The following is a 21,520-nucleotide window of genomic DNA, read 5'->3' as shown; positions in this document are numbered from 1 at the left end:
CATGGAAACGTCGCCGGAACCAAAGGAAACTGCCGCAGGCCCCGCCGCGGCGGCGGGCGGGATGAACCGCCGTCGGACAATAATCATCGCCATCATCGCCGGCCTGGCTGTGGTCGCAGTAGCCGTTGCGGCATTGTTGCTGAACCAGCCGCGGACCGAACCCGCGGCCACCGTGGAAACGTCCGCCCCGGCGCCGGAGACCACCCCCGCACCCACTCCGACTCCCACTCCGACGCCGACTCCGGAACCGCCGCCTACGGCGCTGAACATCCTGCTGATCGGCAGCGACAGCCGCGTGGACGACCGCGCAGTCGCCGCCTCCGGCGGAACCTCCGACCAGCGCGGGGACACCCTCGTCTTCATCCATCTCCCCGCAGACCGCCAGAGCGTCTACGGCATCTCCATCATGCGGGACCTGTGGGTGGACATCCCCGGCTACGGCGCGGACAAAGTCAACGCCGGACTCGAGCTGGGCGGCGTTCCCCTCATGACCCAGACCGTGGGGTCCCTGCTGGGCCAGAAGATCGACTACACGGTGATGGTGGACTTCCCCGGTTTCGCCGGCCTGACCGACGCCGTTAACGGCATCGACGTCGACGTGAAGCTGCCGTTTACTTCCACACTGGGGTCCGGGCAGTACTTTGCGCCGGGCGTGAACCATCTCAACGGCGCCCAGGCTCTCGATTTTGTCCGGGAGCGCAAGGCGTTCTCCGACGGCGACTACCAGCGGGTCCGGAACCAGCAGACCTTCCTCAAGGCCGTACTGGCCAAGGCCGTGGGCAACGGTGTCCTGGCCGACCGTGCAACGGCGCACGCGTTCGTCACGGGCGTACTGCCCCACGTCGCGGTGACACCGGGGCTGACCCTGGAAACCCTGGAACGGCTCGCATTCAGCCTGCGCACCGTGCCGGCCGGCAACGGCGTGTTCTTCACGCTCCCCACCGCCGGCACCGGTACCACCGGGACCGGCCAGTCCGTTGTCTGGCAGAACCCGGCCGCCACCGCCGCCGTTTCCGCCGCCCTGTCATCCGGCACCCTGGGCGAGTACATTACAGCGAACGGGCTGCAGAACGGGAACTGAGTGCCGCGCCGGGTTCCGCCTCCCCGGGGCCACGCCGGCAACTCGGGCGCGGCAAATGACGGCACGCGCCCGTTGCCCTGATAGTAGATTGGAGAAATGACCCAGACTCCCGTGCAGCCGTCCCCGCAGCCCCCTGTTGCCAAGAAAATCCCCGCCCTCCGCACGCACCACGGCGATGCCTTCGAGGACAACTACGAGTGGCTGAGGGACAAGGAATCCGCTGAGGTCGTGGAGCTGCTCAAGGCGGAGAACGCCTACCAGGAGGCGGTGACGGCCCATCAGGAGCCGCTGCGCGAAGCCATCTTCCAGGAGATCAAGGGCCGCACCCAGGAAACGGATCTCTCCGTTCCCAACCGCAAGGACGGCTGGTGGTACTACACCCGCTCCGTGGAGGGCCAGGAATACGGCATCCAGTGCCGCGTCCGGGCCAGGGACACCGGAGACCGCGTCGCCGACTGGACTCCCCCGTCCGTCGAGGTCGACGTCGAGATTCCGGGCGAGGAAATCCTGCTGGACGGCAACGTCGAGGCAGCGGGCAAGCCGTTCTTCGCCGTCGGCGGTGCCGCCGTCACCATTGACGGGAACCTCTACGCCTACGCCGTGGACAACGCCGGTGACGAACGGTTCACGCTGCGCATCAAGGACTTGCGGACCGGGGAACTGCTTCCCGACGTGATCGAGAACGTTTTCTACGGCATCTCGTTCTCCCCCGACGGCACACGGATCTTCTACACCGTGGTGGACGACTCCTGGCGGCCCTACCAGGTGAAGTCCCATGTGCTCGGCACGCCCGTCGCCGATGATGAGGTCATCTACCAGGAGGACGACGTCGCCATGTGGCTGGGCTTCGAGCTCTCCGCCGACCGGCGCCACCTGGTGCTGAGCATCGGCTGTTCGGAATTCAGCGAGACCCGCCTGCTGCGCTTCGACGCGCTCGACGCCGGACTCCGCACCGTGATCTCCCGCGACGAGCGCATCCTCTACGAGGCCGAGCCGTTCCTGCTGACGGACGCCGCGGGGCAGCAGGCCGAGGCCATCGTCCTGACCCACAACAAGGACGCCATCAACTCCATGGTCTCCCTCGTGGACCCGGCCGAACTCGCCAAGCCGCTCGCCGAGCAGCACTGGACCGCCGTCGTCGAACATTCCGACCAGGTGCGCGTCAACGGCGCCGGCGTCACGTCGACTCATCTGGTGGTCTCCGTCCGCAAAGACACCATCGAGCGCGTGCATGTCCTGCCACTGGCCGGGCTGGGCACGCCGGAGCAGGGTGCACCGGTGGAGCCCGCTTTCGAGGAGGAGCTCTACACCGCAGGCGTCGCCGGCTCCGACTACGAGGCGCCCGTGATCCGGATGGGCTACACCTCCTACTTCACCCCGTCCAGGGTCTACGACTTTGTGCTTCCCACCCCGGAACAGCCCGCCGGCGAGCTGCTCCTGCGCAAGGAGAGCCCGGTCCTGGGCGGCTATTCCGCCGCGGACTACGTCGCCACCCGCGAGTGGGCCACGGCCTCGGACGGCACGCGGATCCCGCTCTCCGTCCTGCGCCACGTCACCGTTGCCCGCGATTCGACGTCGGCGGGCCTTGTGTACGGCTACGGCTCCTATGAGATGAGCATGGATCCGGGCTTTGGCATCCCCCGGCTCTCCCTGCTGGACCGGGGCATCGTGTTCGTGATCGCCCACATCCGCGGCGGCGGCGAACTCGGCCGGCACTGGTACGACACCGGCAAGAAGCTGCAGAAGAAGAACACTTTCACGGACTTCATCGCGGCCACCGACTGGCTGGCACAGTCCGGCTGGGTGGACCCGGCACGCATCGCGGCCATGGGAGGATCGGCCGGCGGGCTGCTGATGGGCGCCGTCGCCAACCTGGCCCCGGAAAAGTACGCGGCGATCGTGGCGGCGGTGCCGTTCGTGGATGCCCTGACCACCATCCTGGATCCCGAACTGCCGCTTTCCGCGCTGGAGTGGGAGGAATGGGGTAACCCGATCACCGACAGCTCCGTGTACGAGTACATGAAGTCCTACACGCCGTACGAAAACGTCCGGGCAGTGGCTTACCCCAAGATCGCTGCGGTCACCTCGTTTAATGACACGCGGGTGCTTTACGTGGAGCCCGCCAAGTGGGTTCAACGGCTGCGCGAACTCAATACCGGCAGCGAGCCGATCGTGATGAAGATCGAGATGGAAGGCGGCCACGGCGGCGCATCGGGCCGCTACGTGCAGTGGAAGGAACGCGCCTGGGACTACGCATTCGTCGCCGATTCCCTCGGCGCCACGGACCTCATGCCGGGGGCCGGGGTTAAGTAGCGTTCCCCTCTCATCGGTTGCTCCGGAACTGCCCTTTTGAGCCCTCATAAGGGCAGTTACGGAGCAAGCGATGGGTCAGGGTGTGCCTGTGGTGGCGGGCTTGCCGGGCCGTCACTTCCACGGCGCCGCGCCATCGCCGATTCGCCACGAATGGCCGCTATGAGATGCCTTGTAGCGGCCATTCGCGTCCAACTGTCGGGCCAACCCCGGCTTCGTCGGCGGATTCGCGTCCAGCGGTCCAGCCAACCCCGGCTCAGCCGCGGCCGGTCGGCGGTACGGGGGGCGAGCGGGGCCATCCATTGCTCCGCACCTACCCTTTTGAGCCCGCATTAGGGCAGTTACGGAGCAATCGATGGGCGCCGGGTTGCGCCAATTAATGCTAACCATGCTTACTATTGACCAGCATGAGGCACATCGGTCTGGAAACTGCTCACTGGGGGCAGCAGAAACTGTGCCGGAACTGGAGCTATTCATGAGCACTGAACAGGGATTGACCCCGCTGAGCGACGCTGAACTGATGGCGGAGACAGGCACTGCACTACCGGACAAGGAGGTGGCCTCCATCCTGGACCTCAACGCAGACCTGGACCTCGGCATCAACGCCGCCGCACCGATCGACCTCGCCATCGCGGCCAACGCCAACGTCGCGGCCCCAATCGACGCTGCGGCCTCCGCAAACATCCTGTCCTTCGGTTCCGACGCCCAGGCGCTGTCCGATCAGGGCGTCATCATCAACCAGGGCATCGACGCCGATGCCACTGCAGAGTCCGCGCAAGACAGCACCATCGAGCAGGACGCCGGCAGCACCGACGGCACCGACACGGGCACCACGGATGTCTCGGCGGAGGAAAGCGCACTGCCGACCGACGTCAACAGCGCCCTCAACTCCAACCTGCTCAACGTCAACGTGGACCTGGACGCCGCCGCCGACATCGCCGCCCCGATCAACGGTGCCGTCGCCGCCAACGCCAACGTCGCCGCCCCGATCGACGCCGCCGTCGCCGCCAACATCGGCTCCATCGACAGCAACGCCTTCGCCGTCTCGCAGCAGGATGCCATCATCAACCAGAACATCACGGGCGAAGCCACGGCTACGGCCGACCAGCAGTCCGACCTCCGGCAGTAGTTCCCCGGATGAACACTCCGCTCGGCGGGCCGTCCAACCCGGACGGCCCGCCGGTTTCCTCTGCGCCCGATTCCCCGGCGCAAGCTTCCCCTGCGCCGGCTGCCGGCACCCTGCCGGTCCCGGTCCGGGCCGACGGCGTCCAGCTCCTCGGCGAGACCAAGGGTTCCGGCTACCGCGAGGCGCCCTCCCTGGTCCGCCGCGCCGACGGCCAGACCCTGCAGCTCACCCCGCTGCTGTACCTGGTGCTCGAAGCGATCGACGGCACCCGCGGCGTCGAGGAAATCGCCAGCCGCGCCAGCACCGGATCCGGCCGGCTGGTCACTGCCGAGAACATCCGGACACTGATCGACACGCAGTTGCTGCCGCTGGGCCTGCTGCAGCTCGCCGACGGCTCACAGCCGGAGGTCCGCAAGGCCGACCCGCTGCTCGGGATGAAGTTCCGCTACACCGTCACGGACCCGGAACGCACACGCCGCATCACCGCCCCCTTTGCCGTGCTCTTCAACCCGCTGATCGTGGTCCTGGTCACCGCGGCGTTCCTCGCCAGCTGCTGGTGGGTGCTGATGGTCAAGGGTCTGGCCTCGGCCACGCATGAAGCCTTCGCAAATCCGGGCCTCGTGCTGCTGATCCTGGTGGTGACCGTGCTGTCCGCCGGGTTCCACGAATTCGGGCACGCTGCGGCAGCCCGGCGCGGCGGAGCAACCCCGGGCGCCATGGGCACCGGCCTGTACCTGATCTGGCCCGCGTTCTTCACCGACGTCACCGATTCCTACCGGCTGGGCCGCGCCGGACGCATCCGGACCGACCTCGGCGGCCTGTACTTTAACGCGATCGTCGCCGTCGCCATCATGGGCATCTGGTGGGCCACCGGCTTCGATGCGCTGCTGCTCGTCGTCGTGACCCAGGTGCTGCAGATGGTCCGGCAGCTCCTGCCGCTGGTCCGCTTCGACGGCTACCACATCCTCGCCGACGCCACCGGGGTTCCCGACCTGTTCCAGCGGATCAAACCCACCCTGCTGGGGCTCCTGCCGTGGCGCCGGACTGACCCCGAGGCGCAGGTCCTCAAGCCGTGGGCCCGCGCCGTGGTCACTGCCTGGGTGCTCATCACCGTTCCGCTGCTCCTCTTCAGCCTTGTCCTCATGGTGCTGTCCCTGCCGCGGCTCCTCGGCACGGCGTGGGACAGCGCGCAGAAGCAGTACGCCATGTTCAACCACAGCTTCGGCGGCGGGGACATGGTCGACGCCGCAGTGCGGATCCTGGCGATTGCCGCCGTCGCGCTTCCCGTGGTTGGCATCTTCTACATCCTGTTCCGCCTGGGACGGCAAATCATCAGCGGCCTCTGGCAGAAGACCCGCGGCAAGGCGCTCCAGCGCGGGACGGCCCTCGCATTGATCGCGTCCGTGGTGGCAGGACTCGCCTGGGCCTGGTGGCCCGGCGCCGAAACCTACCGCCCCGTCCAGCCCTACGAGCGGGGCACCCTGGCCGACGCCACCACCGCCGTCTTCCCAGCCGGGGCAACCACCGGAATGAGGGAAGGCCAGTCAGGGCGCACCGTCGCACTCTGGCCCGCCGGCGCCCAGAAGCCCACCCGTGAGCAGCCGCAGCTCAGCATGGTCCTGGTGCCGCGCGACGCCGGGACGGCCGGGGCCGGGACTGCGGCGCCGCCGTCGTGGGTGTTCCCCTTCGACCGGCCGGCCGCACCCGAGGAGGACGGCAACCAGTCCCTCGCCGTCAACACCACGGACGGTTCCGTTGTCTACGACGTCGCCTTCGCGCTGGTCTGGGCCGACGACGGCGGGGACGTCACCACCCGCAACGAGGCCTACGCCTTCGCCAGCTGCGCGGACTGCGCCGCCGTCGCGGTCGGTTTCCAGGTGGTGCTGATCGTGGGGCAGACCGACGTGATCGTCCCGGAAAACCTCTCGGCGGCCGCGAACTACAACTGCGTGCGGTGCCTGACGTACGCCCTGGCGAGCCAACTGGTCCTCACGCTGGACGGCCCGTTGAGCGCCGACGGTATGACCAGGCTCAACGCGCTGTGGCAGCAGATCGCGGAGTACGGGCGGAACCTGCGGAACGTGCCGCTCTCGGAGATCCAGGGGCGCCTGGACGCCTTCAAGCTGCAAATCATGGAGGTCATCAGGAGCGACCCCAGCGCCACCCCGGGCGGTTCCACCGGCACCGCCCCCGCCACGACGGGCAGTTCGCCAGGTCCTTCGACCGCACCCCCTGCCACGCCGGGTGCAACGCCCGGGGCCACTCCGGGTGCCACCTCCGGGGCCACGCCTGGTGTGGCGGGTACGGCGCCAGCAGCTACCTCCACTGCCACGGCGCCAGCAGGAACGGGCCCGGCCGGACCGCAGCCCACGCAGTCCGCGGGAACGGCCACCGGGCCGGCGCCTGTCACTCCGTCGGCCGCTCCAACAGCCACAGCCCCGCCGGCACCGTAGGCACCGCTCCGGTTCCGGCTGACGACGCGCCAACGGACCAGCGCTACGCGGATTCCCGTAGCGCTGGTCCGTTGGCGCGTCATGGGACTTTTACCGCAGCGGAGTTGTCTGCGGAACGGACCGGGCGTTCGCGGGCGGGGTTGGTCGCTGATTGACGAGCGGCGACGCTCCTGCCCAGTTCCTCGGCACCACACCCCGCGTCCTGCTCACGGAACCGCGGGTTTCCGTGGGGGCGTGGCAGTGCGGCCGGAAGTAACTGGGAAGGAGCGTCGCGCCACGGCCGGTAATTCGTCAAAGCGGTGAATCCTAGGCTCGCTGCCGGGACTTCCACTCATCCGCAAGAACGGCGTAGACGACTTCCGTTGCCCACTGTCCCTTGTAGTGCCACTTGTCCACCTGGGTGGATTCGAGCCGCATGCCCAGCCGCTCGCAGAGCGTTGCGGAGGCCGTGTTGAGGGCATCCAGCTTGGCATCGATCCGGTGGAAGCCGAGCTCCTCGAACCCCAGTTTCAGCAGCGCATCGGCGGCCTCGGCCGCAATCCCCTTGCCGCGCGCTTCCGGAGCCAGGCTCCAGCCGATCTCGGCCTGCCCGCGGCCGGGCAGCCACTTCAGCACCACTTCGCCGAGTAGGCCGGGCGAGTCCGCGGCCTCGATGGCCAGGCAGATCCAGTCGCCCTCCTTTTCGAAGACGAAGTTGGCGTATTTGCCTACGGACTCCATGGACTTGGTGTAGCTCTTCGCCTCCCCGGGCAGGAACCGTGCGGTCTCGGGCAGCGAATGGTAGGCGTAGAAGGCGTCCAGGTCCCCGGCCTCGAAGCGGCGCAGCACCAGCCGGTCAGTGCGGAGGGGCAGGCGGAGGGGCAAGTTCTGTTCGGTCATGTCCTCCACGCTACCCATCGATTGCTCCCCACCGGCCCCCTCGCCTCGCAAGCTCGGCCAGGGAACCCTGCCGGCGTGGGCCCAGGGTGCCGTTTTGAGCCGTGAAAAGGGCAGTTACGGAGCAACCGACGCGCCGACGACGGCGGCGGTCGCCTCGGCGATCGCCCGCTCCTCGTCGGTTGGCACCACGAGCACGGGGATGGCCGAGGACGGCGAGGAAATCACACGGGGGTCCTTGGACCGCTCGCGGTTCAGTCCGTCGTCGAGCTGCACGCCCAGGGCGCCCAGCCGTTCCGCCACGAGGGCGCGGAACTGGTGGGAGTTCTCCCCGATCCCGGCGGTGAAGACGAGGGCCTTCGCCCCGCCGACAGCCACGTGGTAGCCGCCGATGTACTTCGCGAGCCGGTAGGAGGCGACGGCGAGCGCCATGGCCGCCTTGGCGTCGCCGGCTTCCGCGGCCTCCACCACGGAGCGCATGTCGTTGTTGCCGGCCAGTCCCTTGAGCCCGGACTGGCGGTTGAGCATGGAATCCAGGTCCTCCGGGGACCAGCCGGCCCGGCCGAGGAAGACCAGGATGGACGGGTCCAAATCGCCGGAACGGGTGCCCATCACGAGGCCCTCCAGAGGGGTGAACCCCATGGAGGTGTCCACGGAATGGCCGCCGCGGATCGCAGTCACCGAGGCCCCGTTGCCGAGGTGGGCGATGACGGCGTCGAACTCGTCCACCGGGACATCCAGCATCGCCGCGGCCCGGTGCGCGACGTATTCGTGCGAGGTGCCGTGGAAGCCGTAGCGGCGGATCCCGTGGTTGGTGTAGAGCTCCTCCGGTACGGCGTAGCGCCAGGCGTGCTCCGGCAGGGTCCGGTGGAAGGCGGTGTCGAAGACGGCGACCTGCGGCATTTCCGGCCACTTCTTCGAGATCGCGCGGATGCCCAGCACGTTTGCCGGGTTGTGGAGGGGTGCCAGCGGGTTAAGCCGCTCGACGGCGCGGGTGATCTCGTTATCGACCAGGACGGGCTCTGCGAAGCGCTCCCCGCCGTGCACCACCCGGTGCCCGACGGCGTCGAGCACCCGGTCGCCCAGCGCGGCGTGGATCTCCGCGTCCACCAGTTCCAGCGCCTCAGCGTGATCGCGGGGGCCCTCGAGCTCGCCGTCGCCCTCGCCGCCGTTGCCCATTCCGATCTTCTCGACGAGTCCTTCGGCGAGCACGCTGCCGGCTTCGACGTCGCGAACCTGGTACTTCAGTGAGGACGAGCCTGAGTTGATGACGAGGACGAGCACTGGGCCTCCTAAGCCTTGGCTGCAGCGGTGGTCGGTGGAAGTTCGATCGTATCGCCATTGCATCGGACGCGGCGGGCGCCTAGAGTCGGCGGACCTATTGGTCTCCGCACGAAGGGCTTTTCATGACTGACAGCACCAACGAGCAGGACAGCAGCGCGCCGGACACCGGATCCAAGAAGCCGGACCCCACCGGCGTCGAAGGCGCGAACCCGGCGTTGGACGACACCGGGAACCTCAAGGCCGCCGAGGTGGGCGAGTCCCCCGAGCCGCCCGAGAACGTGGAGGACCTGGACCTCACCCCTGAGGGCCTGGCGGACGAGCCGGCCAAGCAGGAAGACCCTGACAGCCCGGCAGAGCCGGAGAACAGCTGACGGAGAACAGCTGACGCCGGTCCCCCCGCTACGCGTGCGCGGCTGACGCGGCCGGTTCGACGGCGGGCGCCGTGGACTGGGCCTGGATGGCGGTGATGGCCACCGTGTTCACGATGTCCTCCACGGTGCAGCCGCGGGAGAGGTCGTTGACCGGCTTCCGCAGGCCCTGTAGCACGGGGCCGACGGCGACCGCCCCGGAGGACTGCTGGACCGCCTTGTAGGTGTTGTTGCCGGTGTTCAGGTCCGGGAAGATGAAGACGGTCGCCTGGCCGGCCACGGATGAGCCCGGCATCTTCGACTCGGCGATGGCGGCGTCGACGGCGGCGTCGTACTGGATGGGCCCTTCGACGGCGAGGTCCGGGCGGCGGTCCCGCACGAGTTCGGTGGCCTGCCGGACCTTGTCCACCGCCTCGCCGCTTCCGGACCCTCCGGTGGAGTAGGACAACATGGCAACCCGCGGCTCCACGCCGAACTGCGCGGCGGTCTCGGCCGAGGCCAGCGCGATGTCCCCCAGCTGCTCGGCGTTCGGGTCCGGGTTGACCGCGCAGTCGCCGTACACCAGCACCCGGTCCGGCATCAGCATCAGGAACACCGAGGAAACGATCTTCACGCCGTCACGGGTCTTCACGAACTCCAGCGCCGGCCGGATGGTGTGGGCGGTGGTGTGCGCGGCACCGGACACCATGCCGTCCACCACTCCCAGATGGACCATCATGGTGCCGAAGTAGCTGCCGTCGAGCATGACTTCCAGGGCCCGGGCCAGGTCGACACCCTTGTGTGCGCGCAGCTCCGCGTATTTTTCGGCGAACTCCTGGCGCAGCTCGGACGTGGCAGGGTCCACGATGTCGATGCCGGAGATGTCGATGCCCTGGGTGGATGCCAGCTCCCGGACTTCAGATTCTCTGCCCAGAATGGTGAGGTCGCAGACGTCCCGGCGGTGCAGGATCTCCGCAGCACGCAGGATCCGCACGTCGTTCCCCTCGGGCAGCACGATGTGCCGGCGCTGCAGCCGCGCCCGCTCGATGAGGTCGTGCAGGAACCGCAGCGGCGTCATCCGCTCCAGCCGCGGGAGGTGCAGGCGCTCCACGAGCTCCGCCTCGTCCACGCGCTTCGCCCACAGCCCCACGGCCGAGGCCACCTTGCGGCGGTGCCCGGACCAGATTTCGCTGCGGACCTCGGAGACCCGCTTCGCGGTGGTGTAGGTATCGTCCGGGCCGGCGAAAACGGGGAACGGGGCCTGCGCCAGCAACGAGTAGATGTTGGGGTCCGGGGCCAGGCCGCCGGTGAGGATCAGCGCCGACGGCACCGGGAAATCCGGCGAGAACGACGACGCCAGGCACGCGACCATCACGTCGGCACGGTCGCCCGGGACGATCACCAGCGCGCCGTCGTCGAGCACGTGGAGGAAGTTGGCCACGTTCATGGCCGCCACCTTGATGGAGTGGACGTCGCGTTCCATGTCCGGGCGGCCGGCCACCTGGCGGATCCCCAGGGCCGCGGCCACCTCGCCGGTGGTTGGCCGGGCAATGTCCTCGAGCTCCGGGAAGACATACACGGGCCGGCCGGACGCGCCGGGCTTCACGGCCGCGACGATCCCGTCCACGTCCTCCGGGTCGGCGCGGTTCACCATGATGGCCAGCAGGCTGCAGCGTTCCGCCGCCAGTTCCTTCCGGGCAACCTCGACGGCGTCGGCGGCCTCCGCCACGGTGCGCCCCTTCGCGCCCACCACGGCCACGACGGAGGCGGCCAGGTTGTTCGCGAGGCGCGCGTTGAGGTCGAATTCGACGGCGGCGTCCTGGCCGGTGAGGTCGGTGCCCTCCACGATCACCACGTCGCAGTGGCGTGACATTTCGGCAAATATCTCCACGCACCGGGCATCGATTTCCGCCCGGTTCCCCTCGGCCAGGAGCGCCCGGACTTCGGCAAAGGTCAGCCCGCCGCGGCAGCGCTCGTCATCAAGGTCGAACCGGGACTTCATCAGGGCCACCATGGGATCCGAGGCGGCGTCGCTGCCGTGGACCACTGGTTTGAAGAAGCCGATGCGGTCCGCGTGCCGGTGCAGGGTGTCCGCAAGCCCCAGCGCTATGAGGGACTTGCCGGAGCCCGGCGTGGTCGCGCTGACGTAGATTCCTTTGGCCATTGTTCGCCCTTTGCTGTGAAGTGGTGCTGCTTCCCTTCCAGCCTACTTTCTCTTGCCGGCGAGCCGGCTTCCGGGTCCTGATTCTGGTGCTTTTCGACGGCCGTTATGTCCTCCGCCGACCGCTTCATACGCCTGTCAGCTCTTGACAGAAGGCACCCAAATGGGATTACCTAATGAACATTCGGTAAATAAAGCTGGAGGCAATGACGCATGGCTGAACTGACGGTTTCCGGTGGCACCCACCCCATTCTTAAGGACGACTACGCGTCCGAATGGATGGGCATCGAAGTTGTGGCGCTGGACGACGGACATGCCACGATCCGCATGGCGCTCCGGCAGGAAATGCTCAACGGGTTCGGCATGGCCCACGGCGGAATGATCTTTGCTTTCGGGGACACCGCCTTCGCGCTGGCCTGCAACCCGGCCGACCCGGAACCGGCTGACGAAGGCAACATCACCGTGGCGTCCGGCGTCGACATCAACTTCCTCAAGCCGGCATTCCGTGGCCAGGTCCTCACCGCCGTCGCCAACCGCCGCGCCAGCACTGGCCGGAGCGGCCTCTATGACATCCAGATCTACGCCGCAGATCCGGGCACTCCTGAGGCACGGCAGTCGGCACCCGCCGGCGCCGCGCACGCCGCCACGGCCCCGGGCGAACTCCCCACCGACGCCCCTGCGGGCGAACTCGTCGCCGAGTTCCGCGGCCGCAGCCGCACCATCTCCAAGAAATAGAAACAGGGAACCCCAGATGACCCAAGAAACCGTCGCCGCCGCCAGTGAAGCTGTCCTGGACCGCGAAGAAACCATCTCCCGCGACGAGCTCGAGGCGTTGCAGCTCAGCCGCCTGCAGCACACCGTGGCCTACGCCTACGACCGTGTTCCCCTGTACAAGCGCAAGTTCGACGAAGCCGGCGTCCACCCCACCGACCTCCGTGAGCTCTCCGACCTCGGCAAGTTCCCCTTCACCACCAAGGAAGACCTCCGCCTGGAGTACCCCTTCGGAATGTTCGCCGTGCCGCAGCACGAGGTGGCCCGCATCCACGCGAGCTCCGGCACCACCGGCCGCGCCACCGTAGTGGGCTACACGAAGAAGGACCTTGCCGACTGGGCCAAGCTCGTTGCCCGCTCGCTGCGCGCCTCCGGCGTCCGCCCCGGCATGAAAGTCCACAACGCCTACGGCTACGGCCTGTTCACCGGCGGGATGGGCGCCCACGCCGGCGCCGAGGCCCTCGGCTGCACGGTCATCCCGATCTCGGGCGGCCAGACAGAACGCCAGATCACGCTCATCCAGGACTTCAAACCCGACGCCATCCTGGCCACCCCGACCTACCTGCTGACAATCGCCGACGCGATGATGAAGCAGGGCATCGACCCGGCCTCCACGTCGCTCAAGTTCGCCGTGCTGGGCGCCGAGCCGTGGACCGAGGAAATGCGCCACGAACTCGAGACGACCATGAACATCAAGGCCTGCGACATTTACGGGCTCTCCGAGGTCATGGGGCCGGGCGTCGCCGGCGAGGCCGTGGAAACCCAGGACGGCAGCCACATCTGGGAGGACCACTTCCGCCCCGAGATCATCGATGCCTTTGATCAGTCCGTGGTCCTGGGCGACGGCGAACACGGCGAACTGGTCTTCACCTCGCTCACCAAAGAGGCGCTGCCGATCATCCGGTACCGCACCAAGGACCTCACCCGCCTGCTGCCCGGCACGGCCCGCCCCGCTCACCGCCGCATGGGCCGTATCACCGGCCGCAGCGACGACATGATCATCCTGCGCGGCGTGAATCTGTTCCCCTCCCAGATCGAGGAGATCGCGCTGCGCATCCCCGAGCTGAGCCCGCACTTCCAGCTCGAGCTCACCCGCCCCGAGGGCCAGCGCATGGACCAGCTGACCGTCAAGATCGAACGCCGCGAGTCCGTCACGGTCGAGGGTGTCGCCTCGGCTGCCAAGGTCCTGCAGCAGCAGATCAAGATCCACGTCGGGTCCTCCTGCGCCGTCGACGTCGTCGAACCAGGCTCCCTCGAGCGGTCCAACGGCAAGCTCCGCCGGATCTACGACATGCGTCCCAAGGCCTGACCCATCCTGTCCAGCCCGCCGGGCCGCCCGCGAGGGCAGCCCGGCGGGCTGACCGATCTCCTGATCGTGAGAAACTAGCGACTATGCCCACAACAGCGACAACCACGAAACGCGGCCGGCCCGGTTATGACCAGCAGTCGGTGCTGGTGATCGCTGTTGACGTTTTTAACCGCCATGGCTATGACGCCACGTCCATGGGCATCCTGGCCGAGAATCTGGGTATCTCCAAGTCAGCCATTTACCACCACGTGCCGTCCAAGGGTGACCTGCTGAAGCTCGCCCTGGACCACGCCCTGGGCGGCCTCGAAGCCATCCTGGACCAGCCGCAGGCCCAGAACGGCACCGCCGAGGCCCGGCTGGAGTTCGTCCTCCGCCAGACCATCTCGGTGCTGGTGGAGCGGCTTCCGTTTGTGACCCTGCTGCTGCGGCTGCGGGGCAACACGGAGATCGAGCGCGACGCGATGGAACGCCGTCGCACCTTCGACCACAAGGTGGCGGCCCTGATTTCCTCAGCGCGCGACGAGGGCTCGCTCCGGCAGGACATCGACCCTCGCACCGTCACCCGGCTGCTCTTCGGCACCATCAACTCCATCGTCGAGTGGTACAAACCCGGCGGCTCCCTCTCCCCCGAGAAACTGGCCGACGACGTCATCACCATGGCCTTCCACGGCCTCCACGTCCCGCAGTAGTCCGCCCGGCCGCCGGTCCCATTGACGGGCCAAGGAGCCGGGGCCACGCTGTGAGGATGGCCACCAGACTATCCACGGTGCTCATAGGCACCTTCCCCGAGCTGCGGTACGAACCCACGCCCAAGCGGATCCGCGCGAGCCTCGACGGGGCCGCCGTCGTCGATACGCTGTGGGCCTATCTTGTCTGGGAACCGCGGCGGATCACGCCCGTCTATGCCGTGCCTGAGCAGGAACTCCTGGCGGGGCTCGCCATGCCGGCCCTGCCGGCGGCTTTGGTCGAGGAGCACCCCTTTGCCCTTCGGCAAGGCTCGGCCCCGACATCCCTTGACCCGGGAACTGCGTTTGGCAAGCACACCATCGCAGGCGAGGAACTCGACGTCGTCACCGGACCGGCGGCAGCTCCCCGGGCCGCTTTCCGGCCGGCGGACCCCGATCTTGCGGGCTACGTCATCCTGGAGTTCCCGGCCTTCGACTGGCTCGAGGACGACGAGGAGATCATCGGCCACCCCCGTGATCCGTTCCACCGCGTGGACATCCGTGCGTCGTCCGTGGACGTGGAGGTGGCGCTCGACGGCGTGACGCTGGCCGGCACGAACCGCGCGCAACTTCTGTACGAGACGATGCTCCCGGTGCGCTACTACATCCCGCCGGCGGACGTGCGGCTGGACCTGCTGGAGGAAAGCCCCAAGCGGACGGTCTGCCCGTACAAGGGCCAGGCCAGCTACTGGAGCTACCCGGATTCCGCGCAGGGCAGGAACCTGGCATGGAGTTACGACCGGCGGTACGTCGACGCCGCCCAGATCCACGGCCTCATCAGCTTCTTCAACGAGCGGGTGGACGTGAGGGTCGACGGGGTGCTCCAGACGCGCCCGGTGACGCCGTGGTCCCGCCCGGGTCGGGACGGCCCTGGTCAGGGCGGCGGCGGTACGGGGGCACTTTGAGGGCTGCGGCGCGCGTTTCGCCCGCTGACACCGGCGTGTCCGTGTCAAAGTAGCCCGCCCCGGTCCCTGCTGCACCGCCGGCGGACCGGCCCGCACACACAGGCGGCGCCCCGCTGAGCCGGGACGCCGTGATTTTGTCGGCCGATCAGAGCCCGGTCAGAGCTGGTAGTCAGCTAACGTCGTGATGTCCTCGTGAACGCACAGGATGTTGTGCTCCGTGTCCATGAACCAGGCGCACTTCTCCGAATCCGTTGTACAGATGTGGTTCTCGGTCTTGAGGTCCGGCAGGTTGTAGTCCTGGAACTGGACGCCTTTGGATTCCATTTCCTGGACGGTCCGCTCGATCTCGGAGACTTCAAAACTCAGGGCTGTGTGCTCGGAGTGCTTGCCGTCCTTGACGGGCATCAGCTGCAGCATGGGGCCGCCCTCGCTGCCGAACATTTCACTTCCGTCGTCTGCCACTCCATGGTGCGGGAGCCCCAGGGTGTCGGCATAGAAATGCCGGGCACGTTCTGCATCATCGACGGGCAGGACTGTTGTGGCTTTGTTGAGTACTAGGGTCATTTCGCCACCTCCTACGTTGAAAATTTTACGCCGGAGCAGGGCAGAAAGAACCGGTGCTTCCATGGTTGCTCTATCACTTGTGGCTGCCATTTCGGTGGTTTGGCAGCCACAAGTGATAGGGCAACTGGAGGGGAGGGCGTGGTTATTTCTCCACGAGGGTGAGGACGTCGTACGTGGCCACGATTTCGTCGTTCTGGTTGGTCAGGACGGCGTCCCAGGCCACCTCGCCGTACTCGTCGGTCTCGCGCGGGGTGATCTTCTTGGCGGTCAGGGTGACCCGGATGGAGTCTCCTGCGGCCACCGGAGTGATGAAGCGCAGGCCCTCCAGGCCGTAGTTCGCCAGGACCGGGCCCGGCGCAGGCTCCACGAACAACCCGGCGCCCCAGGCCAGCAGCAGGTAGCCGTGCGCCACGATGCCCGGGAAGAACGGGTTGGCCTCGGCCGCTTCCTGGTTGGTGTGGGCATAGAAGGTGTCGCCGGTGGAGTTGGCGAACTTCGTGATCTCGTCCAGGGTCACTTCGCGCAGCTCCGAGCGCATCGCGTCACCGATGTGCAGCGTTGCCAGGCACTTCCGGAACGGGTGCTGGCCTTCGGTCTCGAGCGTGAAGTTGCGGTCTGCCCCGGTGTGCCAGACGCCCGTGACGGCGGTCAGCATGTTCGGCGAGCCCTGGATCGCGGTGCGCTGCATGTGGTGCAAGACGGAGCGGATGCCACCGAGTTCCTCGCCGCCGCCGGCGCGGCCGGGACCGCCGTGGACCAGGTGCGGAACCGGGGAACCGTGGCCGGTGGAGCTGCGGGCGTCCTCGCGGTTAAGCATGTGCACACGGCCGTGGTGGGCGGCGATGCCGGTGACCAGTTCGCGGGCAACCGCGGGATCGTTGGTGCAGACCGAGGCGACGAGCGATCCGCCGCCGCGGGCGGCGAGGCGGACCGCGTCGGCCAGGTCCGTGTAACCGATCACGGACGACACCGGGCCGAAGGCCTCCAGCGAGTGGACCTCTTCGGCTTCCGGATCAGCCCAGCTCAGCAGCACCGGGGACATGAACGCGCCGTCGTCGACGACGCCGATGCTGCCGTCAGCGCTGGTGACCTTGGGCGCATCGAGCGTGCCGTAGGCGAGTTCGCCACCGGCGTCGAGCATGGACTGGACGGCAGCGCGCACATCGGCGAGCTGCTCCAGGGACGCCAGGGCGCCCATGTTGACGCCGTCGGCGCGCGGGTCGCCCAGGACAACGCGCTCCTGGATCCGTTCCCCGACGGCGGCGATGACGTCCTGCACCAGCTCCTGCGGCACGATGGCCCGGCGGATCGACGTGCACTTCTGGCCGGCCTTCGCCGTCATCTCGGTGACGAGCGACTTGATGAAGGCGTCGAATTCCGGTGTGCCCTTGACGGCGTCCGGGCCCAGGATCGAGGCGTTCAGGGAGTCGGTTTCCGAGGTGAAGCGGACACCGCCCTTGACCACGTTGACGTGGGACTTGAGCGTGTTGGCGGTGGAGGCGGAGCCGGTGAAGGCCACGATGTCGCGGTAGTCGAGGTGGTCCAGCATGGTCCGCACGGAGCCGGAAATCAGCTGCAGCGACCCCTTGGGCAGGATGCCGGATTCGATCATCGCCTTGACCACCGCGGCGGTGACGTAACCCGTGGGGGTGGCGGGCTTGACGATGGTGGGCACGCCGGCGATGAACGCGGGCGCGAATTTCTCGAGCATGCCCCAGACGGGGAAGTTGAAGGCGTTGATCTGCACGGCGACGCCGGGAATCCGGGTGTAGATGTGCTCGCCGGCGAAGGAACCGTCCTTGGACAGGACCTCCATCGGGCCGTCCACGATCACTTGGGCGTTGGGGAGTTCGCGCCGGCCCTTGGAGCCAAACGTGAAGAGCACGCCGATGCCGCCGTCGATGTCGACCATCGAGTCGATCTTGGTGGCGCCGGTCTGGGCGGAGAGCGCGTAGAACTCGTCGCGGCGGCCGTTCAGGTACTGCGCCAGCTCCTTGAGCTTGAGCGCGCGCTGGTGGAACGTCAGTTTGCCGAGTTCCGCCTGGCCGGTGGTGCGTCCGTAGTCGACGACGGCGGCGAGGTCCAGGCCCTCGGTGCTCACCTTGGCGAGGAGTTCACCGGTGCTGGCGTCGAGGACGGAGGCCGCGCCGGCCGCCGAGCCGGCGTCGGGGGTCCACCAGGAATCCCGGATGAAGCTGGGAACGATCTCGACAGTGTCTACTGTGGGTTCCGGAGCAGTTGCAGTGGTGGTCATCGTTGACGGGTCCTTCCAACGGGGGCAAGATCAACACGGCCAGCATTACTGACCGTCCGTTCGGTAATATGTCTACAGTACATGAATGAGGCCTGCCGCACACTAGCTGCGGCGGCATTGACCGGCCTGAGCCCTTGGATTTCCGGCCACAGAGGAGACGTTATGACGCCCGAGCCCCGGAACCCCGAGCTGTGGAAGATCACCCTCGGCGAACTCGACGAGAAGATGGGTGTGAAGATCGTCGAGGAATCCGTCGACCGGGTCGTCGCCACCATGCCGGTGGAGGGGAACCGCCAGTCCTTCGGACTGCTGCACGGCGGCGCCTCGCTGGCCGTCGGCGAGGCGGTGGGCTCCTGGGCCGCGGTCATCCACGCCAGCACCCTGGGCAAGACCGCCGTCGGAGTGGACGTCTCCGCCACCCACCACAAGTCGGCCCGCGAGGGGCTCATCACGATCACGGCGACCCCCATTCACCTCGGCGGCACCGTCACCACCCATGAGGTGGTCATCACCAACGACGCCGGCCAGCGGCTGTGCACGCTGCGGATCACCAACCTGTTGCTCGACCGCAAGGGCTGAGAGGACTGCGGCCGCGTCGCCGAATTCGCCGGAGAGCTGCCAGGTCGCCGTGTGGCAACGGCGACTCCGCAGTAGGGCTGGAAGTTAGCGGACAACCCGACGCCGTGCGGCAGCCAGCTTGGTGCCGCCCAGCAGGAGACTGCCCAGCAGGATCGCCCCGCCAGCAAGTCCCGCCGTCGGCAGGAGCGATCCGGCGCCGGTGTTCGGCAGGTGTCCGGTGTCGGCCGGAAGCACGCCAGCCGGAAGCATGGGGGCCACGCCAGCCGGAACATCGGGCACCCCCGGGGCAGCAGGAGGTGCAACGGCCGGAGCGTCAATGGTGAAGGCTACAAGCCGCGGGGCCGAGGCAATGCCGTCCACGGATTGGGTGATGGAAAGGGTGTGCGACCCCAGCGTGAGGCCTGCCGGGAACGGCACGCTCCAGCCTCCGCCAGCCACCAGGACCTGCGGGACCATGGAGCGGACCACTGCGCGTGCGCCGACGCCGGTCCCGCCGGCCCCGGCCTGGGCAGCACCGACCGGAATCCCGTCGATCGCCACTGTCACGTCGGCGCCGTCGACGCCGGTCCCGGAGATCGTCGTGGGGAGTGCGTCCTGGCTGAGGTGCACGCCGTCCACGATCGACGATACGGCCGGGACGCCCGGGACGACTGTGAAGGTCCGGGTGACGGAGGGACTGTCCACAACCCCGTCGGACGTCTGGACGGCGTGCACTGAGAGCTGGCCATACACGGGCCCGGTCACGGGAATGCTCCACTGGCCGTCCTGCTGGACGTCTGCGGAACCGCGGACGTCGCCGGTGAGCTTCACCGTCAATCCGGGGGTTCCGGTGCCGTCGATGCGGCTGAGGGACGTCAAGGCCGCTCCCCCGTCAGGGGCAGCGATCACGGGCGCCTCAAGGTCGGAGACGTTGACAGCCAAGGAAACCGCGCCGGACCGGCTGAAGCCGTTGATAGCCTCCGCTGTGAATGTCAGTTCACCTGTGGTTGCCGGGGTAGGGAAGGACCAGTTTCCGGCGCTGTCGATCGCCACGTCTGCCGGCTGCTGGCCCGCGACGGTGATGCGCACCTTCGAGTCAGCGGCAACAGCCGACGCTGGAGCCGCCGATACACGCCCTGTGATGGCTTGGCCCGCGGTGAACGTCCGGTTCTCCGGCGCCACGAGCTCGGGCTTGTTCAGAAACAGCTGGAGCTGGACAGCGGTCGGGAACGTGGTGAGGGCGTCCTGCAGGGTCGTTGCGATGGCGAAGTTCTCACCGGAAGTCTCGCCCGCCGAATGCGTGCCCACGGCGAAGTTGCCACTGATCCAGGGCCCGCCCGAGTCTCCGCCGCTCGACTGGACATCATGGGACAGGAAGCCCTTGAAAGCGCGGACGTCCCCCGGGTCTATGGTTCGACCGCCCACAACGTAGGTCCCGACTTCCGCGACGCTTCCGCAGGACCAGCCCGTGGTTCGACCGGAGCGGCAGACAGCCTGGCCTTCGAAGGGGGCAACGACGCCGATGATCTTCACGGCGCTGGGGGCCGGGTTCACTGCGCTGGCCCACGTGGCCGCGGCCGGCTGGACGTTGATTCCGCCGTCGAGGTGCTCGATGACGGCGATATCAGTGCCCACGTTACCGGGGTCTCCCGGATCGCCCGTGTTCCATTGGGGGTTCAGGACCCATGCGTTCTGGGGACCGCCGAACTGGCTGAACCCGAAGGTCCCGAGAGCTGCCAGGGTGCCGGGCAGTGGTGCCGCTCCACCCGCCGTGGCGGACGTCGGGGGCTCAAGCTCGGCCGTCCGCGCCGTGCCGTCTTCGGCGCAGTGCCCCGCTGTCAGCACCACCGGCAGTCCCGCCGCGCTGAACGCGCCAAAACCCGTTGAGCAGATGGTCCGCCGGTCTATGACGTAGCCCTCGCCGCCGTAGACGTCCGCTTCCGTCGTCACCGGAGACCCCTGCTCCAGCTGGACGTTGGCGTAACGGGCCACGAAGTCAGCCGGGGAAATTTTCCCGGGCACCGCATCGGTCGCAGCATCGGTCGCGGCCGGCACGGCTTGCGGGTCCAGGACGGCCGGCAGCGTGGCTTCGGCCGCATTCTTCCCGCCGGTGCGGATGATGAACCTTCCCCCCGAGTAGGCCACGGCCTGCAAAGCGGCTGGCCCCACCTCGCGGACGTAGGCCTGGAATAGCTGCTCGGTGCTTGAAGCCACCAGTTCCGCCGCGGAGGGAACGGACTTGGGCGCCGCGAGAGGAGTCTCTGACGCATGTGTTGAGGGCTCAGCCGACAGTCCTGCCACCGGTGTCACGAGGACGAACACGGCCGCGGTTCCTGCTCCGTTAAGTTCGTTAACCCGCGCCCCGAGCTCGGCGCCGCTGCCTTCAATCAGGATTTTGCTGTCCCGCAGGCTGATGCCCAGATAACCGGGGAGTTCACGCAGGGAAGGAACGGCGTCAGCGGCCGTCTTGGCCAGCTGGCCTGCGGCGTTGAACTCCTCAAGCGTCATGCCCAGGTCACGCAGGACAGCCTCCGCGAGTCCGGCGTCGCTGATGTGCGGCGCAGGTGCCGGAGTCGTCGCCGGGGCCGTCGCGTCAGCCGCCGTCGTTGCCTCACTCGGCGCTGCCGGGCTGGCCGTTGCCGACGGAGAATCTGCAGGCGAGGCAGTGGGAACAGCCTCCGGCCCCCCGCTCTCGGCCAGAGCCGGAACAGCGTAAAACGAGCCCGCGAGCGCGATGGCGGCCGCCGCCACCGCCCGCACTGTCAGCTGAAACCTGGGAGTCTTCACCCGGTTACT

At 67.9% G+C, this 21,520-nt stretch carries 16 protein-coding genes; 10 read left to right on the top strand and 6 right to left on the bottom strand.

What is annotated here, in order from left to right:
• Position 1: 1 nt before the first annotated feature.
• The 4 genes from AC1DC5_RS00740 (at position 2) to AC1DC5_RS00725 (ending at position 6,970) form a co-directional block, all read left to right on the top strand.
• Positions 2 to 1,081, top strand: coding sequence for an LCP family protein (locus AC1DC5_RS00740; protein WP_476863869.1), 1,080 nt, complete (start codon positions 2 to 4; stop codon positions 1,079 to 1,081).
• Positions 1,082 to 1,177: 96 nt separating this feature from the next.
• Positions 1,178 to 3,394: a S9 family peptidase gene (locus tag AC1DC5_RS00735; RefSeq protein WP_476863868.1), complete on the top strand. Its 2,217-nt coding sequence runs from the start codon at positions 1,178 to 1,180 to the stop codon at positions 3,392 to 3,394.
• Between the two features lie 472 nt (positions 3,395 to 3,866).
• A complete protein-coding gene (locus AC1DC5_RS00730; protein WP_476863867.1) occupies positions 3,867 to 4,520 on the top strand; it encodes a peptidoglycan-binding protein in 654 nt (217 codons plus the stop codon).
• A gap of 8 nt (positions 4,521 to 4,528) precedes the next feature.
• A complete protein-coding gene (locus AC1DC5_RS00725) occupies positions 4,529 to 6,970 on the top strand; it encodes a hypothetical protein (RefSeq protein ID WP_476863866.1) in 2,442 nt (813 codons plus the stop codon).
• Positions 6,971 to 7,276: 306 nt separating this feature from the next.
• Here the strand turns inward: AC1DC5_RS00725 and AC1DC5_RS00720 are convergent, their stop codons facing one another.
• The gene (locus AC1DC5_RS00720) at positions 7,277 to 7,849 is read right to left on the bottom strand and encodes a GNAT family N-acetyltransferase (RefSeq protein WP_476863865.1); all 573 of its coding nucleotides are present in this window, start codon (positions 7,847 to 7,849) and stop codon (positions 7,277 to 7,279) included.
• Positions 7,850 to 7,963: 114 nt separating this feature from the next.
• Entirely contained in the window at positions 7,964 to 9,130 is a 1,167-nt protein-coding gene (locus tag AC1DC5_RS00715; RefSeq protein ID WP_476863864.1) for an acetate kinase, read from the bottom strand.
• Between the two features lie 122 nt (positions 9,131 to 9,252).
• On the opposite strand from AC1DC5_RS00715, the gene AC1DC5_RS00710 reads away from it, so the two are divergent.
• Positions 9,253 to 9,501, top strand: coding sequence for a hypothetical protein (locus AC1DC5_RS00710; protein ID WP_476863863.1), 249 nt, complete (start codon positions 9,253 to 9,255; stop codon positions 9,499 to 9,501).
• A 28-nt stretch (positions 9,502 to 9,529) separates the two neighbouring features.
• Here the strand turns inward: AC1DC5_RS00710 and pta are convergent, their stop codons facing one another.
• Positions 9,530 to 11,641: a phosphate acetyltransferase gene (pta, locus tag AC1DC5_RS00705; RefSeq protein ID WP_476863862.1), complete on the bottom strand. Its 2,112-nt coding sequence runs from the start codon at positions 11,639 to 11,641 to the stop codon at positions 9,530 to 9,532.
• A 210-nt stretch (positions 11,642 to 11,851) separates the two neighbouring features.
• Here pta and AC1DC5_RS00700 point away from each other — a divergent pair, with 210 nt between their 5' ends.
• From AC1DC5_RS00700 to AC1DC5_RS00685, 4 genes are all read left to right on the top strand, one after another.
• Positions 11,852 to 12,373, top strand: a complete 522-nt coding sequence (locus AC1DC5_RS00700) for a hotdog fold thioesterase (RefSeq protein WP_441406352.1) — start codon at positions 11,852 to 11,854, stop codon at positions 12,371 to 12,373.
• Positions 12,374 to 12,389: 16 nt separating this feature from the next.
• The gene (gene paaK, locus AC1DC5_RS00695) at positions 12,390 to 13,718 is read left to right on the top strand and encodes a phenylacetate--CoA ligase PaaK (protein ID WP_476863861.1); all 1,329 of its coding nucleotides are present in this window, start codon (positions 12,390 to 12,392) and stop codon (positions 13,716 to 13,718) included.
• A gap of 83 nt (positions 13,719 to 13,801) precedes the next feature.
• Positions 13,802 to 14,407, top strand: coding sequence for a TetR/AcrR family transcriptional regulator (locus AC1DC5_RS00690; protein WP_441406354.1), 606 nt, complete (start codon positions 13,802 to 13,804; stop codon positions 14,405 to 14,407).
• 56 nt (positions 14,408 to 14,463) lie between these two features.
• On the top strand, positions 14,464 to 15,348 hold the full coding sequence (locus AC1DC5_RS00685) for a DUF427 domain-containing protein (protein WP_476863860.1): 885 nt from the start codon (positions 14,464 to 14,466) through the stop codon (positions 15,346 to 15,348).
• 156 nt (positions 15,349 to 15,504) lie between these two features.
• Here AC1DC5_RS00685 and AC1DC5_RS00680 read toward each other — a convergent pair whose 3' ends face one another.
• Both AC1DC5_RS00680 and paaZ read right to left on the bottom strand, forming a co-directional pair.
• Positions 15,505 to 15,912 carry a VOC family protein gene (locus AC1DC5_RS00680; RefSeq protein WP_476863859.1) on the bottom strand — a complete coding sequence of 136 codons (408 nt, stop codon included), beginning with the start codon at positions 15,910 to 15,912 and terminating at the stop codon, positions 15,505 to 15,507.
• A 142-nt stretch (positions 15,913 to 16,054) separates the two neighbouring features.
• On the bottom strand, positions 16,055 to 18,166 hold the full coding sequence (paaZ, locus tag AC1DC5_RS00675; protein WP_476863858.1) for a phenylacetic acid degradation bifunctional protein PaaZ: 2,112 nt from the start codon (positions 18,164 to 18,166) through the stop codon (positions 16,055 to 16,057).
• A 162-nt stretch (positions 18,167 to 18,328) separates the two neighbouring features.
• On the opposite strand from paaZ, the gene AC1DC5_RS00670 reads away from it, so the two are divergent.
• Positions 18,329 to 18,745 (top strand): PaaI family thioesterase, encoded by a 417-nt coding sequence (locus AC1DC5_RS00670; protein WP_441406358.1) that lies wholly within the window; start codon positions 18,329 to 18,331, stop codon positions 18,743 to 18,745.
• A gap of 84 nt (positions 18,746 to 18,829) precedes the next feature.
• Here AC1DC5_RS00670 and AC1DC5_RS00665 read toward each other — a convergent pair whose 3' ends face one another.
• The gene (locus AC1DC5_RS00665; RefSeq protein ID WP_476863857.1) at positions 18,830 to 21,511 is read right to left on the bottom strand and encodes a S1 family peptidase; all 2,682 of its coding nucleotides are present in this window, start codon (positions 21,509 to 21,511) and stop codon (positions 18,830 to 18,832) included.
• Between the last annotated feature and the right edge of the window lie 9 nt (positions 21,512 to 21,520).

This window comes from Arthrobacter sp. 10L424 (genome assembly GCF_056395325.1).
The sequence above is the reverse complement of the archived record's forward strand: the minus strand, read 5'-3'. Positions and strand labels throughout refer to the sequence as shown.

What these genes read in the sequence shown, in the direction of transcription:
- AC1DC5_RS00710 (WP_476863863.1), top strand. Translation starts at nt 9,253, where the DNA reads ATGACTGACAGCACCAACGAGCAGGACAGCAGCGCGCCGGACACCGGA.
- paaZ (WP_476863858.1), bottom strand. Translation starts at nt 18,166, where the DNA reads ATGACCACCACTGCAACTGCTCCGGAACCCACAGTAGACACTGTCGAG.
- AC1DC5_RS00735 (WP_476863868.1), top strand. Translation starts at nt 1,178, where the DNA reads ATGACCCAGACTCCCGTGCAGCCGTCCCCGCAGCCCCCTGTTGCCAAG.
- AC1DC5_RS00680 (WP_476863859.1), bottom strand. Translation starts at nt 15,912, where the DNA reads ATGACCCTAGTACTCAACAAAGCCACAACAGTCCTGCCCGTCGATGAT.
- AC1DC5_RS00730 (WP_476863867.1), top strand. Translation starts at nt 3,867, where the DNA reads ATGAGCACTGAACAGGGATTGACCCCGCTGAGCGACGCTGAACTGATG.
- AC1DC5_RS00700 (WP_441406352.1), top strand. Translation starts at nt 11,852, where the DNA reads ATGGCTGAACTGACGGTTTCCGGTGGCACCCACCCCATTCTTAAGGAC.
- paaK (WP_476863861.1), top strand. Translation starts at nt 12,390, where the DNA reads ATGACCCAAGAAACCGTCGCCGCCGCCAGTGAAGCTGTCCTGGACCGC.
- AC1DC5_RS00740 (WP_476863869.1), top strand. Translation starts at nt 2, where the DNA reads ATGGAAACGTCGCCGGAACCAAAGGAAACTGCCGCAGGCCCCGCCGCG.
- AC1DC5_RS00685 (WP_476863860.1), top strand. Translation starts at nt 14,464, where the DNA reads ATGGCCACCAGACTATCCACGGTGCTCATAGGCACCTTCCCCGAGCTG.
- AC1DC5_RS00725 (WP_476863866.1), top strand. Translation starts at nt 4,529, where the DNA reads ATGAACACTCCGCTCGGCGGGCCGTCCAACCCGGACGGCCCGCCGGTT.
- pta (WP_476863862.1), bottom strand. Translation starts at nt 11,641, where the DNA reads ATGGCCAAAGGAATCTACGTCAGCGCGACCACGCCGGGCTCCGGCAAG.
- AC1DC5_RS00690 (WP_441406354.1), top strand. Translation starts at nt 13,802, where the DNA reads ATGCCCACAACAGCGACAACCACGAAACGCGGCCGGCCCGGTTATGAC.
- AC1DC5_RS00720 (WP_476863865.1), bottom strand. Translation starts at nt 7,849, where the DNA reads ATGACCGAACAGAACTTGCCCCTCCGCCTGCCCCTCCGCACTGACCGG.
- AC1DC5_RS00670 (WP_441406358.1), top strand. Translation starts at nt 18,329, where the DNA reads ATGACGCCCGAGCCCCGGAACCCCGAGCTGTGGAAGATCACCCTCGGC.